This is a genomic window from Mesorhizobium sp. CA15 (assembly GCF_020165215.1).
Taxonomy (GTDB): Bacteria; Pseudomonadota; Alphaproteobacteria; order Rhizobiales; family Rhizobiaceae; genus Mesorhizobium.
The window spans coordinates 1-13,775 of the sequence record NZ_JAIUHQ010000034.1 but is presented as its reverse complement, the minus strand read 5'-3'; the positions used below and the strand labels follow the sequence as shown (position 1 = coordinate 13,775).

Annotated in this window: 14 protein-coding genes and 1 pseudogene; 9 read left to right on the top strand and 6 right to left on the bottom strand. The window is 62.2% G+C overall.

The features are described 5' to 3' along the window. A partial coding sequence (locus tag LB515_RS27760; protein ID WP_224709625.1) for a hypothetical protein occupies window positions 1-850 on the top strand: 850 nt, incomplete at its 5' end. A gap of 106 nt (window positions 851-956) precedes the next feature. Here LB515_RS27760 and LB515_RS27755 read toward each other — a convergent pair. Further along, window positions 957-1,592 carry a hypothetical protein gene (locus tag LB515_RS27755; RefSeq protein ID WP_224709624.1) on the bottom strand — a complete coding sequence of 212 codons (636 nt, stop codon included), beginning with the start codon at window positions 1,590-1,592 and terminating at the stop codon, window positions 957-959. Between the two features lie 323 nt (window positions 1,593-1,915). Here LB515_RS27755 and LB515_RS27750 point away from each other — a divergent pair, with 323 nt between their 5' ends. Together LB515_RS27750 and LB515_RS27745 are read left to right on the top strand one after the other, a co-directional pair. Continuing rightward, window positions 1,916-2,359 carry a hypothetical protein gene (locus tag LB515_RS27750; RefSeq protein ID WP_224709622.1) on the top strand — a complete coding sequence of 148 codons (444 nt, stop codon included), beginning with the start codon at window positions 1,916-1,918 and terminating at the stop codon, window positions 2,357-2,359. 398 nt (window positions 2,360-2,757) lie between these two features. Then, on the top strand, window positions 2,758-2,991 hold the full coding sequence (locus tag LB515_RS27745; RefSeq protein ID WP_140842618.1) for a hypothetical protein: 234 nt from the start codon (window positions 2,758-2,760) through the stop codon (window positions 2,989-2,991). A 131-nt stretch (window positions 2,992-3,122) separates the two neighbouring features. On the opposite strand, the gene LB515_RS27740 is transcribed toward LB515_RS27745, so the two are convergent. After that, window positions 3,123-3,296, bottom strand: coding sequence for a hypothetical protein (locus LB515_RS27740; protein ID WP_181164972.1), 174 nt, complete (start codon window positions 3,294-3,296; stop codon window positions 3,123-3,125). Between the two features lie 308 nt (window positions 3,297-3,604). Here LB515_RS27740 and LB515_RS27735 point away from each other — a divergent pair, with 308 nt between their 5' ends. Then, a complete protein-coding gene (locus LB515_RS27735; RefSeq protein ID WP_140842616.1) occupies window positions 3,605-3,784 on the top strand; it encodes a hypothetical protein in 180 nt (59 codons plus the stop codon). A gap of 972 nt (window positions 3,785-4,756) precedes the next feature. Here LB515_RS27735 and LB515_RS27730 read toward each other — a convergent pair. The 3 genes and pseudogenes from LB515_RS27730 to LB515_RS27720 all read right to left on the bottom strand — a co-directional run bounded on the left by LB515_RS27730 (window position 4,757) and on the right by LB515_RS27720 (window position 7,288). Then, window positions 4,757-6,190 carry an aldehyde dehydrogenase family protein gene (locus LB515_RS27730; RefSeq protein ID WP_140842614.1) on the bottom strand — a complete coding sequence of 478 codons (1,434 nt, stop codon included), beginning with the start codon at window positions 6,188-6,190 and terminating at the stop codon, window positions 4,757-4,759. 124 nt (window positions 6,191-6,314) lie between these two features. Beyond that, window positions 6,315-6,699, bottom strand: a pseudogene (locus LB515_RS27725) (ACT domain-containing protein). A gap of 127 nt (window positions 6,700-6,826) precedes the next feature. Continuing rightward, the gene (locus LB515_RS27720) at window positions 6,827-7,288 is read right to left on the bottom strand and encodes a GNAT family N-acetyltransferase (protein WP_140842612.1); all 462 of its coding nucleotides are present in this window, start codon (window positions 7,286-7,288) and stop codon (window positions 6,827-6,829) included. A 359-nt stretch (window positions 7,289-7,647) separates the two neighbouring features. Here LB515_RS27720 and LB515_RS27715 point away from each other — a divergent pair, with 359 nt between their 5' ends. Next, window positions 7,648-8,709 carry a YeiH family protein gene (locus LB515_RS27715; protein ID WP_224709621.1) on the top strand — a complete coding sequence of 354 codons (1,062 nt, stop codon included), beginning with the start codon at window positions 7,648-7,650 and terminating at the stop codon, window positions 8,707-8,709. A 24-nt stretch (window positions 8,710-8,733) separates the two neighbouring features. On the opposite strand, the gene LB515_RS27710 is transcribed toward LB515_RS27715, so the two are convergent. Then, window positions 8,734-9,243, bottom strand: a complete 510-nt coding sequence (locus LB515_RS27710; protein ID WP_095767767.1) for a GAF domain-containing protein — start codon at window positions 9,241-9,243, stop codon at window positions 8,734-8,736. A 189-nt stretch (window positions 9,244-9,432) separates the two neighbouring features. Between LB515_RS27710 and LB515_RS27705 the strand changes: the two genes are divergently transcribed. The 4 genes from LB515_RS27705 to LB515_RS27690 all read left to right on the top strand — a co-directional run bounded on the left by LB515_RS27705 (window position 9,433) and on the right by LB515_RS27690 (window position 13,629). Continuing rightward, on the top strand, window positions 9,433-10,329 hold the full coding sequence (locus LB515_RS27705; protein ID WP_224709627.1) for a GlxA family transcriptional regulator: 897 nt from the start codon (window positions 9,433-9,435) through the stop codon (window positions 10,327-10,329). A 322-nt stretch (window positions 10,330-10,651) separates the two neighbouring features. After that, window positions 10,652-11,950, top strand: coding sequence for a M24 family metallopeptidase (locus LB515_RS27700; protein ID WP_224709619.1), 1,299 nt, complete (start codon window positions 10,652-10,654; stop codon window positions 11,948-11,950). 27 nt (window positions 11,951-11,977) lie between these two features. Beyond that, complete coding sequence (locus LB515_RS27695) at window positions 11,978-12,655, top strand: isochorismatase family protein (protein WP_224709617.1); 678 nt, start codon at window positions 11,978-11,980, stop codon at window positions 12,653-12,655. Next, window positions 12,652-13,629 carry an alpha/beta hydrolase gene (locus tag LB515_RS27690; protein WP_263490442.1) on the top strand — a complete coding sequence of 326 codons (978 nt, stop codon included), beginning with the start codon at window positions 12,652-12,654 and terminating at the stop codon, window positions 13,627-13,629. The genes LB515_RS27695 and LB515_RS27690 overlap by 4 nt, the downstream gene beginning before the upstream one ends. Window positions 13,630-13,775: the final 146 nt, after the last annotated feature.

Here is a 13,775-nt window from a genome sequence, read left to right as displayed (position 1 = left end):
AGCCGAGACGGCGCAGGCTCTGACACGAGAACGCGCTTCCGCAGCATCGACCCGTGAGGACCTCGATAAAGCCCGCCGCGAGCGTGACGCGGCTGAACAGGAACGAGCCAAGGCTGTCTCAGCAAAAGAGCGTGCCGAGCAGACCGCAGCCGCGACCGCGCAGGCTCTGACACGAGCACGCGCTTCCGCAGCATCGACCCGTGAGGATCTCGATAAAGCCCGCCGCGAGCGTGACGCGGCTGAGCAGGAACGTGCCAAGGCTGTTTCAGCAAAAGAGCGTGCGGAGCAGACCGCAGCCGAGACGGCGCAGGCTCTCGCCCTGGCGCGCGCTTCCGCAGCATCAACCAACGAGGACCTCAATAAAGCCCGCCTGGAGCGTGACGCGGCTGAACAGGAACGAGTCAGGGCTGTGTCAGCAAAAGAGCGTGCCGAGCAGACCGCAGCCGAGACCGCGCAGGCTCTGACACGGGAACGCGCTTCCGCAGCATCGACCCGTGAGGATCTTAATAAAGCCCGCCTGGAGCGCGGCACGTCCCCAGCACTTTCAGGAGAGGTCACCAGGCTGAACGAAGCTCTGGACAACCAGCGCGAAGCCACTGTTTCTCTGGCCCGCGACCTGGCTGCCAAACGCGCGGAAAATGACAAGCTCAGGGCTGAGCGCCGCAGCGCGCAAATTGAGCCGCCGCTGCAGCCTCGCTCTGGCCGCGCATCGGCCGGCACCGGTCAGATGAAGGCTGTCAGCCAGAAGACGACTACGCGCAGCAAGCTTCGCAACTCCTCGCAGGTGATCCGCGTGCGTACTATCGCGCTTCCCTTTGCCCTCCGGCCAATACACCCGACGTCGGATTGAATTCAAAACGATTGTGACGGCGGTGAACGCTCCAGTCATTAGTCTGTACCATTCGCAACACACGGAGGCCCGGAAAAGGGGATCGCAAGGAGTTCCGCGATCTGCGCTATGTCAGACCGATCACGCTGCCTTTCGCGTTCAATTCGCACTCGACCGGCGCCTCACGCGTCTCCACCCGTCCCTGATGCATATAGTCGATGCTGACCTGAATGGGGGCCGAGATCTTGCGTTTGCTCAACCGACGTATGGAACCTGCGCTGCTGACGCGCACACTGGCCGCACCAAACTTGGCAGCGGCCTGCTCGATTGCGTCCTGACAGGCGCGAACGACCTTATCCGGGACACCGGGCAGCGCTTCGATCGGGTGGACCGCTGATGGAACAGTGTTGTCTTCGAGAGGCTGCAGGGCGGACGGGAGGTCGAGCGAATGTCCGCCGCCTGTGGACAGGTCGACAATGGCAGCTGGAGTTGACGGTATTGAGGCCGTTGGAGTGGTGCTGATCCCGTCATCGTTCGACGACGGACTGCCGCTGTCGCCGACGGGATCGCCGGCAGGTCCTTTGTCCTTGCCTTTGCCGTTGCCGCCGTTGTCGTGGCCGCCATGGCCCCCGTTGTCACCCTGATGGCCGCCACCGTCATGCCCCCCGCCGTGCGGGCCGGCGGCTGCAGTCCCAGCGCAAGCTACCGCGATCGAGCAAGCAAATGCCAAATAAGCCAAGCTGGTTCCAAGGGATTGACGCACGGTAGTCTCCAAATGTGCCCAGCTGTCCTTGCGCGGCATGCGGTCAAAACGTCTAAACCGCCGCTGCCCCAAGGCAAAAACTCGCGAATACGGTGGCCCACGGAATTAACTAGTGGATGAATCCGCTGCATCAAGGATGCTGTGGGGGCGATCGCGATAGCGGCAACACAGCAATTTTTTCCAAGACCCAGAAACCACAACGCCGCAAGTTATCGCGGCGATGTTCCAGCTCCCTGCTCGCCTTGGAGAAAGCGATGACGACCACAATGTCCCCTTTTCTCACCGCCCTCACCTCCGATGGCCCTTCCGACTGGGCGAAAGACATGGACCTGTACGCTTGGCTGATCGGCAGCTGGGACATGGACACGGTCCACCATCTCGACGACGGCACGATCCGGAAATGGGATGGGGAATGCCATTTCGGCTGGGTGCTCGAAGGCCGCGCCGTCCAGGACCTCTGGATCAGGCCGAGGCGCCCTGCCCCGTCGGTCATGTACGGCACCACCTTGCGCGTCTTCGATCCCGGCATCGACGGCTGGCACATCATCTGGAGCGATCCGCTCAACCAGGATTACTCACGCCAGATCGGGCGGGCCGAGGGCAACGACATCGTCCAGATCGGCCATGACTCGCGCGGCCTGCAAGCCCGTTGGCGCTTCACCGAGATCACGGCCGACAGCTTCCATTGGATCGGCGAGGAAAGGATGACTGAGAGCGATCCCTGGCAGGCGACTTATGAGCATTTTGCGCGGCGGGCAGGTTCCTGACGCACTGTCTGTGGCCGATCGCAGATTTCCAGGATCGCTCCTCCTTCCGCGCGCGCTCGCCGTAACGAACCACGATCATACGGCCTTGACGATGCTGATTGGGAATGCGTGCCGACGCCTATCCGCGTCCCGGCGCATAGGCGGCCTTCAACCGCTTATTTTGAGCCTTTCACCGCCAAGTGCCGGTGTCGCTCGAACATCGCCAGTTTGTGCCCATATCCGCACCTCGGATCGGCACCCCTTCGCATCCGAACGGTGTGATGCTCGATGCGCTTCTTACATTAGCAATCAACGATATATTAATGGCTACTGTGCAGCCTGTTCGACTCGGGAAATCTCCCGATCGACGATCCGGCACTCGGTGTGCCGAGACGCTCGACCGATGCGGAGCAAAACGCATGAGTGTCGAAACAGCATTGGCGCAGCTACTGCGCATGATCCACCGTCGCGCCCTGAATTTGGCAGCACTACCGGACGATGAGAGAGATCCATACTACGACAGCATCCGCCGGTCCTGTTGCGGAGCGGCCGAGCACATCGGTCAATCCCCCGATAATGCCGCCATCACCGCAAACAGCGTGGTCGAATTTACCCGCGCGATGGTCGGCATCATCGAGGCGGGGCACGGATAAATCGCGCGTCAACACGCTCGCGACGAGCTCGGGAGGTGCCGAGAAGCGCGGCTACGGCGCGTTGCCTGCGGCTCGCGCGGTGACGATTGCCATGCGCAGGTCGACGAGCGGGCTTCCGAGCGATCGCTATTTCAGATCCCGCCCCAGATGTTCGAGGACAGGTGCTTGGTTGTCGGCATCACCGGCCAGCAAATATCCAGCTGATTGTCGGACGGCATGCCGTTCCGCATCCGCGTTGGGTTGCGGGCATCCTGCGCATATTTCAAGGCCGCCCCCATGCGGTTCAATGTCTTCAGGATCGACATAGAGTTTATCCTCAATTCGCCATGGCTGTAACGGGGCAATCCCGCCGCCTTCATGATGGCGCCTTAGATGACCGACGAGCGTTTCCGCCGCATTGCACGCAAGCGCAAGGCTCGTAACGAGAAGGACAGGCTTTGAAACATTTGTATACAAACGAGCCGCCATGGCTTGCGAGGCGTCTGGCCGACTCGGCTACTGCCGTTGCCGTTTCGAAACAAATTTGCGTTCACGCGCCATCAAACCGAAACCAAACTGCAGGAAAACCGCTATCGACCGGCTCGACCGGAATTTAAACAAAGGAAAAATCGAAATGTCCAAGATTGTTCGCAATGCAATTCTCGCCATTGTTGCTGTCTCCGGCTTTTCTGGTTCGGCTTATGCTCAGCAGGCGGCCCTCAATTCGTGCAGCAACCATGACGATTACTACGCCATGTGCCTGGGCGCGAACAACGGCGACCACCATGATGGCCGCGGAAGCGATCGCCGTTAATCGACTATCCGCTGAAAAGCCCCGCAGGCATCTCGCCGGCGGGGCTTTTTCGCGCTTCATCATCCTACCGGAAGACCTATGCCCTCGGGTTGCCAGGTCATTACTTGAAAAGTTCGGAAAGAACGGCATTTTCAAATTGCGACGGTTGGTGAACCACGCTTGCAACCACGCCCAGCTTGTACGCTGGCAGACCACCCACAATGGAATCACGGCAGGTCGGCGGCCGTTAGGGTAGCCGCCGCATTTAATTAGCGTTAACTAATTATAGACCGCGCTGTTCTATTCTGACACAGTGCGGTCTACTGCCACACAATGACCGTGCAGGCGGCTCTGGCCCAATCCACCCCCCCAAGCTGGAGCCGCCACTCTCACCATACTCGGCCCGGTTGAACTAATCCTTACCAAATATCCTTTCTGGTGTGTTTCGCAGAAAGGTGGCCTTGTAGCCAAATGCTCGGTCGGTCGAGCACGATGCTTGGCCCTGATCGCAGTTCGGTTGCCAGGAATCACTCTCGTTACAACGCGGCAGTCTGGCGGTCGCAGGACTGAAACATTGCTACTTTAACGTGCTATCGGTGGGTGCATAGGAGCGTGTGGCAAAATGTCGATTCCTAAAAACCTGAATGAGACAGATCTCAGATTCGAATGTCCAAGATGCCGGCATCCGATTATCCGGAAAGGCTCCTGGTTCAAGTCCGTGGCTACATTCAAATGCGGGGGCTGCCAGACACCGATACGGCTTGGATATCCGGCAAAGCTCCGATTGTTCGAGAAACACAGCCAGTCAGCCAGCCCCAATCGCATCAGCCAAGCCTAATAGATACGCGTCATCTCATCCCGACCAGGCGATGTCTCCGTTGGATCAGTCTTTGAGTATAGTGGCCGTCCCTGGTCGACTTGTTTTCAAAGATAAGAACGCGGTTGAACCGCGCCTTTTTTACTTCAGCGCTGACGATCACTGGCTACAGTGCCCTACTCAGTCGCCGCATACCCCGCGATACCTTTGATCTCGAGAAAATCCTCCAGACCGTATTCGGCATATTCGCGGCCGTTGCCGGACTGCTTGTAGCCGCCGAAGGGCAGGCCCGCGTCCCAGGCCGGGTAGTTGATGTAGACGGTGCCGGAGCGCATGCGGGCGGCCGCCTGGCGCGCCTTCTCGATGTCCTTGGCCTGGATATAGGAGGCAAGGCCGAAGACGGTGTCATTGGCCTGCTCGATCGCCTGCTCGACCGTGTCGTAGGGCATGATCGACAGCACCGGCCCGAAGATTTCCTCCCTGGCGATGCGCATGTCATGCGTCACATTGGCGAAGACGGTGGGCCGGACATAATAGCCGCGGTTGAGCTCGGCCGGGCGGCCGGGGCCGCCGGCAACCAGGGTGGCGCCTTCGTCGATGCCGCTCTGGATCAGGTCCTGGATCTTATCGAACTGCAGTTGGCTGACCACCGGACCGAGCTTCGACGTGGGCGCATCGGCCGGGCCGACGGTGAATTTCTCTGCCGCCTTCTTCGCATAGCCGGCGGCCTCGTCATGGCGGTCGCGCGACACGAACATGCGGGTCGGCGCGTTGCAGGACTGGCCGCTGTTGCCGAAGCAGCCGGCGACGCCCTTGGTGACGGCCCGCTCCAGATCGACATCGGGGAACAGGATGTTGGCCGACTTGCCGCCGAGCTCCTGATGCACGCGCTTGACCGTGTCGGCCGCCGCCTTGGCGACCAGGATGCCGGCGCGGGTCGAGCCGGTGAAGGACATCATGTCGACATCCGGGTGGCTGGCCAGCGCCTGGCCGACGGTCGGGCCGTCACCGTTGACGAGGTTGAAGACGCCCTTCGGCACGCCGGCCTCGTCGATGATCTCGGCGAAGATGATGGCGTCGAGCGGCGCGATCTCGGACGGCTTGAGCACCATGGTGCAGCCGGCGGCAAGCGCGGGACCGACCTTGCAGGTGATCTGGTTCAGCGGCCAGTTCCACGGCGTGATCAGGCCGACGACGCCGATCGGCTCCTTGACGATGAGCGAGGTGCCCTTGATGTGGCGGAACTGGAAGGTCCTCAGCACCTCGGCCATCTTCTCCAGATGCGCAAGGCCGACGCCGACCTGGCTGTCCAGCGCCATCTGGCGCGGCGCGCCCATCTCGCGCGAGACCGCGAGCGCAAGGTCCTTGCTGCGCTTCTTATAGATTTCGATGATGCGGTTGAGGATGTCGAGCCGCTCCTCGACCGAACTGAAGCCGAAACTGGCGAAGGCGCGCTTGGCCGCCGCCACCGCCTTATCGACATCGGCCTTGGAGCCCAGCGAAATCTGCGCGAAAGCGTCCTCGTTGGAGGGATCGATGACGTCGAGTGTGTTGGGCACAACAGGATCGACCCACACGCCATCGATATAGAACTGCAGATTGTGTGACATGGTTCTCCTTGGGCGGGATATCTGATGTGATTGGGGGGCGATCGCCGGATCGTCGCATCGCGTCAGAGATGACGATGCGGCAAGAGCGATGTCAAACGCAAGGGCGGGCGATTGAGCCAGGCGGCTACAGAAGAATGTGCCCCGCCGCGACCAGAAGCCCCCTTGCCGCGGCTTCATCCTTCTCTTTGACGAGCAGATGGTCGCCATCGAAAGTGGATACCAAGAAAAATACCGAGTTCGTTTTCCGACAATGGCTTTATTACCGACAGCACGATGCCTGTTTCGTCGAAGGCAAAGGGACCCTGGAGTTTCAGGGCGACCCAGTCCCTGTCGCGCTGCACCCCGTCCGGCACCCGCTCCTGCAGGCAGACTACCGAAAGCTCGTCCTCGGTCCTGGTGATGCTGACGAAGCCCGGTCCGTCGGCCCAGCCGGGAATGCTCTCTTTTGCTTCGAGGCGCGAAACCGCATACCGCCCCGAGAGTGGCTTCAACCGGACCCTGATTGCCATCCGAACCTCCTCTGTTTGTCGGCGATCACGGATTCGATGCACGTCTGAGCGGCAGCAATCTGCTCCAAACCGAGATTCTGCGTCAACTTGGGAGCAATCCTACAGAGATCATCGATGGCGTTCTGCATCATGCCAGCTTCTTGCTCATATAGACCGTCGTGCCGTTCATGAACGGTTCTTCGCGGTCGATCGTATAGCCGTGCTTCTTGTAAAGCGACACATTGGCTGCGAAGGCGCCATTGGTCAGCAGGCGCAATTCGAAGCGGCTCGCCACGCGCGCCTTGTGCTCGGCCCGTTCGAGCAGCAGCCGGCCAATGCCCCTGCCCTGCGCGTCCGGCGCCACGCAGACATTCTCGATCCAGAGGTGATCCTCCTCCAGCATGGTCTCGATCATGCCGACAATGCGATCGCCCTCGACGGCGAGTTCAAACGGATGCTCGGCAACTGCTCTGTCATAGTCGGCGCGCATCGGCATCGGCTCGCGGCCGATCAACGGCACCCATCTGGAATAGGCGGAGCGCACGATGTCCCTGATCGTGGCAGAGTCAGCACGTTCGGCCGGCCGAAACCGGATGGAAGAATTGGTCACAGCAAGGCTCCAGACATGAAAGCCCCGCCGGCGGATGTCGCGGCGGGGCGGGAAACGAACAAACCGGAATTTATTCGGCCGGTGTTTGTCGTCGCGCAATCGGCTTACCGCTCCCCATCGTATAGAGGCGACGTCGCTTGATGATGGCGGGTGCAAAAACGAACATGCGCCACGCTGGGACAGGAAGTTCAGCCCGTCAAGATTTTGAGATTGGCCCAGCCTGTCGAATTCGGGAGGTGTTCCATCGTCAGCTCAAAAACCAATCGTTCGTGAAAATCGATCATTCCAACCAGAACAATTCGTTGGAAAGATTTGTTCGGGAATGACATTCCTCCGGCACACTCGCCTGGAGAATTGCATTGTCTTCCGCCACTCACATCGCGAACGATATTCCGACAAGCCCGATTTCTGCCGATCTGGCCGCGGGCCGCAAGCGGCTCGATTCAGCGTGGAACGGCATTATCCCCGGCATCGTGCTGGTGGCGATGATCACCGCTGTGGCGTTCTCAGCCCACAATGTCTCAGGCTTTGCCTTGTTCAGCCCGATGATCCTGGCCGTGGTGTCCGGCACGATCTATTCCAACGTGCTCGGCCTGCCCGCCCACGCCAAGGCCGGCATCGCCTTTTCGCAAAAGCGCCTGCTGCGCTTCGCCATCGTGCTGCTCGGCTTCCAGCTCACGTTCGGCCAGGTGTCGGGCATCGGCCTTGGCGGCGTCGGCATCGTCGCGGCCACACTTGGCGCCACCTTGCTTTTCACCGTCGCGCTCGGCAAGCTGATCGGCGTCGATGCCAAGCTGGCCCAGCTGATCGCCGCCGGCACCTCGATCTGCGGAGCTTCGGCAATAGTCGCCACCAACATTGTCACCGACGCGCGCGACGAGGACGTGACCTACGCGGTTGCCGCGATCACGCTGTTCGGCACCATCGCCATGCTCGGCTTTCCGCTGCTGGCGCCGGTCTTCGGGCTCGACCAGCACGCCTTCGGCCTGTGGGCGGGAGCCTCGATCCATGAGGTGGCGCAAGTGATCGGCGCCGGCTTCCAGAACGGCACGCTTGCCGGCGAGACCGCGACCGTCGCCAAGCTGACGCGCGTCGCCATGCTGGCGCCGATGGTGATCGCGCTCGGCCTGATGGCGCGCCGCGGCAGCAGTGATGCTTCCGGCGCCAGGCCGCCGCTGCCTTGGTTCGTCGCGGCTTTCGTCGCGGTGGTGGCGCTGAACAGCCTGATCGCGATCCCGGCGCAGATCCATTCGGCGATCGTCCTCGCAGCACAGATCATGCTCACCATGGGCCTCGCGGCCATGGGCTTGCAGGCCGATATTTCGGGGCCTCGCTCGCGCGGACTGCGGCCGCTGATGCTGGCCTTCTCAGCCTTCATCTTCATCGGCTGCTTCAGCCTGATGCTGGTGAAGTTCGTGTAAGGCAGGCCGGGGTCGCCTCACCTATCAACCTTCATCATCGTCCTCGAACTCACAGGCCGCGACATAGATCGCGGCGAGCTTCTCTATGCCTGCCTGGTCTTCCTTGTCGAAGCGCCCGGGCAGCGGGCTGTCGAGGTCGAGCACGCCGAACGCGCCTTCGGCATCGCGCAAAAGCACGACCAGCTCCGAGCGCGAATCGGCATCGCAGGCGATGTGGCCGGGAAATTCGTTGACGTCCTTGACCAGCATCGACATGTCGAGCTCGATGGCCTTGCCGCAGACGCCCTTGCCGACGGCAATGCGAACGCAGGCGGGCTTGCCCTGGAAGGGTCCGAGCACCAGCTCGTCATCGGAGGCGAGGAAATAGAAGCCGGCCCAGTTGAGGTCGGGCACCATCTGATAGATCAGCGCCGCGGTGTTGGCGGCGTTGGCGACGGAATCGCCCTCGCCTTCGAGCAGCGCTTTCAATTGCGTGGCCAACTCCTTGTAGAAGACCGGCTTGTTGCTTGTGTCGATTGCCGTTGCCGCAAACATCGTGTTGTTGCTCCGTTGCAAGCCAGCCGAGGGGCCGGCTACAGTTTGGTCTTCTCTGCCACCAATGCAGCACGTGGGAAATACAAAAACGTGAGCGACAGCCTCGCCAGCCGAAAACGCGACCGTGCGCCGCCGGAACCGCGCGAAGCGCCCCTCACCTTCGCAGTGCTGGTTTTCCCTGGCTTTCCGATGATGGCATTTTCGTCCGTCATCGAGCCGCTGCGCGCCGTCAACATTCTTGCCAAGCGCGACTGCTATCGATGGGTGATCGTCGGCGCCGATGCGGGTACGGTTGAGGCATCGAACGGCGTCGTCATCCAACCCGGTTTCTCGGCCGCCGACGCGCCGAAGGTCGACCGCATCGTAGTGTGCTCCGGCGGCGATGCCGACCATGTCGTGGCCGATGAGGCGATGAGCTGGATCCGCAAAAGCCTGCGTGGCGGCGCGCATATTGGCGCCGTCGCGGACGCCGCCTTCTTCCTCGCCCGCGCCGGCCTGCTCGACGGCCATGCCTGCACCTTGCACTGGACCAGCCAGGCAGCCTTCAGCGAGGCTTTTCCGGAAATCGAGCTTCGGCGCGATCTGTTCGTCATCGACCGCAAGCGCTTCACCTCGGCCGGCGGCGTCGGCAGCCTCGACATGATGCTGGAAATCATCACGCGCGACTATGGCGCCGAAATCGCGGCGGGCGTCGCCGAATGGTTCGTGCACTCGCCATTGCGGTCGAGCGTCGACCGCAAGCTGATGCCGCTCAGGCTGCGCACCGGCGTCCAGAACGAGCTGGTGCTGTCGGCCATCGCCATCATGGAGGATGCGGTCGAGGAAAGGCTCGGCATGGCGGAGCTGGCGCAACGGCTCGGCGTGTCGGCCGACAAGCTCGAGCGCAGTTTCCGCGCCGAGCTGGATATCTCGCCCAATGGATATTACCGGAGGCTGCGGCTGAAGCGCGCCGCCGACCTGCTGGCGCATTCGACGCTGATGGTGAGGGATGTGGCGCTGGCGTGCGGCTTTGCGTCGATGTCGAGCTTTGCAAGGGCGTTTCGCGAGGAGCACGGGCACGCGCCTAAGGCGATGCGGCGGCATTAGGTGGAGTGGTGCGGCTCCACGCTCCTTCGTCATCCTAGGGCGAAGCGACGCGCAGCGGAGCGAAGACCCTAGGATCCATGCCGTGACCTGAAAGCGTCTCGGCGATGCAGAATTGGCACCCGGCCGCAGCAAGGATTTTCTGCACCGCTGTATTGTCTGGCCGACGTAACGGCATGGATTCTAGGGTCTGCGCGCGTCGCTTCGCTCCTTGCTCGCCCTAGAATGACGAAGTTACGATGCGGCATCCGGCACGACAATCGCGGAATTCCGCACAAGCCTAAAACCGTACCCGGCTATGGTCTCCGCAACAGGAGACCTTCTGATGAGCATCGTCGTATTCGACCCCGACAGCACCGAGGATGTGGACTTCAAGGATCGCATGCGCCACCCCGTCGCGGTCGATCCGGCCGGCGGCATGTGGCTTTCAGACACCGAGCCGTCCTTCATCGATGCCGACGCGCTGCGCAAGGGGCGGCTGGCGAAACTGCGCGCCTGGATGCGCGAGGCGGGCTATGGCGGCGTCGTTCTGTTCGATCCATACAACCAGCGCTACGCCACCGGCTCGCGCAACATGTTCGGCTATTTCCTGCGCAACTCGACGCGCTATTTCTTCATCCCGACCGAAGGGCCGGTCGTGCTGTTCGAATATCCGCAGAGCTATCATGTCTCGATGGTGCTCGACACGATCGACGAGGCGCGGCCGTCCAAGCTCGTCTGGTCGTCGGTTTCGGGCCGCGACGACGAGACCGCGGGGCCGTTCGCCGACGAGATCGCCGAGCTTCTGAAGAAGCATGGCGGCGGCTCGATGAAGCTCGGGCTCGACCGCTGCAGCCATCTGCAGGCGCTGGCGCTGGAAAAGCGCGGCTGCGAGGTGAAGGACTGCCAGGGCGAGATACTGGCGGTGCGCGCGGTCAAGACGCCGGAGGAAGTCAAATGCCTGCTGGCCTCGATGGCGGGCGCCGAGGCCGCGGTGGCGGCCGTGCGCGAGGCGATCAAGCCGGGCGTTTCCGAGAACGAGCTCTTCGCCATCATGTATGGCGAGGTGATCCGGCAAGGCGGCGAGTTCATCGAGACCCGGCTGCTCACCTCGGGACAGCGCACCAACCCGTGGTTCAACGAGGCGAGCGGGCGCAAGATCAGGCCGGGCGAGTTGCTGGCGCTCGATACCGACACGATCGGCTGCTACGGCTATTATTCCGACTTCTCGCGCACCTTCCGCTGCGGCCCGGGCAAGCCGACGCCCTATCAGAAATCGCTCTACCGCATGGCGCATGACCAGGTGCAGCACAACATCTCGATCGTGAAGCCCGGCATGGCGTTCCGCGAGATCGCCGAGAAGGCGTGGAAGATCCCGGACCGCTTCGTCGACCAGCGCTACACCTCTGTGATGCATGGCGTCGGCATGCATGGTGAGACGCCTTTCATCGCGCACGCGATGGACTACGAGACCTATGGCCGCGATGGCATCATCGTGCCCGGCATGGTGGTGAGCGTGGAAAGCTATATCGGCGAGAAAGGCGGTCGCGAGGGCGTCAAGCTCGAGGATGAAATTCTCATTACCGAGACCGGCACCGAGCTGCTTTCGCGGTTTCCGTATGAAGACGAGTTTCTTGACAATTAGCGCCGACGCATCGACAGCACATTTCGCATGAAAACACCCATTTCCATCCGACGCGGTACAGTGGCCGCGGTGTTCATCGATCTCCAGGAGGAGCATCGCAAGGACAAGCGCTATCTGGTCGAGGGATTTAGCGACATCCTCGCCAATGTACGGCGCTTGCAGGAGGCGGCGCGGCGGAATTTCGTGCCGCTTTACCACTGGGCCTATATCGTCGATCTCGCTCAGGCGCGGCCGTTCCACCCGGTGGACGAAAGCGGCAAGTCTGCCTTTTCCGACAAGGACGATCCGCTGACGGCGATCTGCCATGAAGTCGCGCCAAGAGACGGCGAAGCGACGCTGGTCAAGCAGGAGGCCAGCGCCTTCGGAAAGAACGATTTCGCCGACAAGCTCAAGGCGGCCGGCATCGAATGGCTGGTGATTGCCGGCGTGTGGACCGAGGCCTGCATCGACGCCACGATGAAGGACGCGGTGGCGCGCGGCTTTCGCGTGCTTTTGGTCAAGGATGCCTGCGGCAGCGCCAGCGCCGCCATGCATCAGACCGGCATCCTCAACCTTGCCAACCGGCTCTATGGCGGCGCCGTCACCAACACGCTCGATGCCTGCCGGCTGATGGCCGGCGACACGGTGGAGGTGTGGCAGGTCGAGGGCTCGGTGCCGCTGCGCTTCACCTTCGAGAACGCTGCGCAGCTATACGCCGAGCTTTGACGGCAGTGACCAAAGCCCAAACCGATCGGTCGAGCCGCGGCCAATATGCCGACCGGCTCGATCCGGAGTTGTGGGATTATGTCGACGAGGTCAACAGCTGGTACCCGCCGGAGATCGTCGCCGCGCCGATCGCGAAGCAGCGCGCGGTCTACAATCGGATGTGCGCGGCTTTTCATCAGGCTCGTCCCGAAGGCGTGACGACTAAAGACGGCCTCGTCGCGACGGCGACGCATCCGATACCGGTGCGGCACTATCGCATGGCGGGCAAGGCGGCGGCGGCGACCGTCGTCTATTACCATGGCGGCGGTTTTGTGCTTGGCGACCTTGATAGCCATGACGACATCTGCGCCGAGATCTGCGCCGGCACCGGTTTCGAGGTGGTCTCGGCCGACTACCGGCTGGCGCCGGAGCATCTGCACCCGGCCTCTTACGACGATGCGCTTGCCGTGTTCGAATGGGTCGCCGCGGCGAGCACACTGCCGATTGTGCTTTGCGGCGAAAGCGCCGGCGGAAATCTCGCTGCCGCGGTGGCGCAAGCGACGCGGCGCCATGAACGGCACGCTGTTGGCCAGATGTTGATCTATCCGGAGCTGGGCGGCGACGAGACCGGGCGCTCTTATGTCGAGCATGCCGAAGCGCCACTGCTCAGCGTAAGCGACATCGAGTTCTATCGTCGCATCCGGTCCGCGCCCGGGCAGTCACAGGACGATCCAACGTTCTCGCCGCTTCGAGACCACGATTTCTCCGGCCTGCCGCCGACGATCATCGTCACCGCCGAATGCGACCCGCTGTCGTCCGACGGCGAAGTCTATTGCGAGCGCATCCTTGCCGCCGGCGGCCACGCATGGTGGCGCGAGGAGCCGAGGCTGGTGCACAGCTTTTTGCGGGCAAGGCCGACTGTGCCGCGCGCGGCGGAGGCGTTCGCGAGGATTGTTGCTGATGTTCACGCGCTCGGCGCAGCGACGGAGCGCTGATCTTCCCCTGGAGTCTTGAGAGAGATCCTGCAGGGCAGAGGGCCGGTGAAGGACCGCGGCCCCGGAAGATCAAGGTTCCTCGCCCCACGAAGTGGGGAGAGGTGGCTCGGCGAAGCCGAGACGGAGAGGGGAGCGCCCTACGAGGC

Coding starts and splice junctions, on each gene's coding strand:
- LB515_RS27750 (WP_224709622.1), top strand. CDS start 1,916: ATGGACCTGTACGCTTGGCTGATCGGCAGCTGGGACATGGACACGGTC.
- LB515_RS27745 (WP_140842618.1), top strand. CDS start 2,758: ATGAGTGTCGAAACAGCATTGGCGCAGCTACTGCGCATGATCCACCGT.
- LB515_RS27740 (WP_181164972.1), bottom strand. CDS start 3,296: ATGTCGATCCTGAAGACATTGAACCGCATGGGGGCGGCCTTGAAATAT.
- LB515_RS27735 (WP_140842616.1), top strand. CDS start 3,605: ATGTCCAAGATTGTTCGCAATGCAATTCTCGCCATTGTTGCTGTCTCC.
- LB515_RS27730 (WP_140842614.1), bottom strand. CDS start 6,190: ATGTCACACAATCTGCAGTTCTATATCGATGGCGTGTGGGTCGATCCT.
- LB515_RS27710 (WP_095767767.1), bottom strand. CDS start 9,243: ATGTTTGCGGCAACGGCAATCGACACAAGCAACAAGCCGGTCTTCTAC.
- LB515_RS27705 (WP_224709627.1), top strand. CDS start 9,433: ATGATGGCATTTTCGTCCGTCATCGAGCCGCTGCGCGCCGTCAACATT.
- LB515_RS27700 (WP_224709619.1), top strand. CDS start 10,652: ATGAGCATCGTCGTATTCGACCCCGACAGCACCGAGGATGTGGACTTC.
- LB515_RS27695 (WP_224709617.1), top strand. CDS start 11,978: ATGAAAACACCCATTTCCATCCGACGCGGTACAGTGGCCGCGGTGTTC.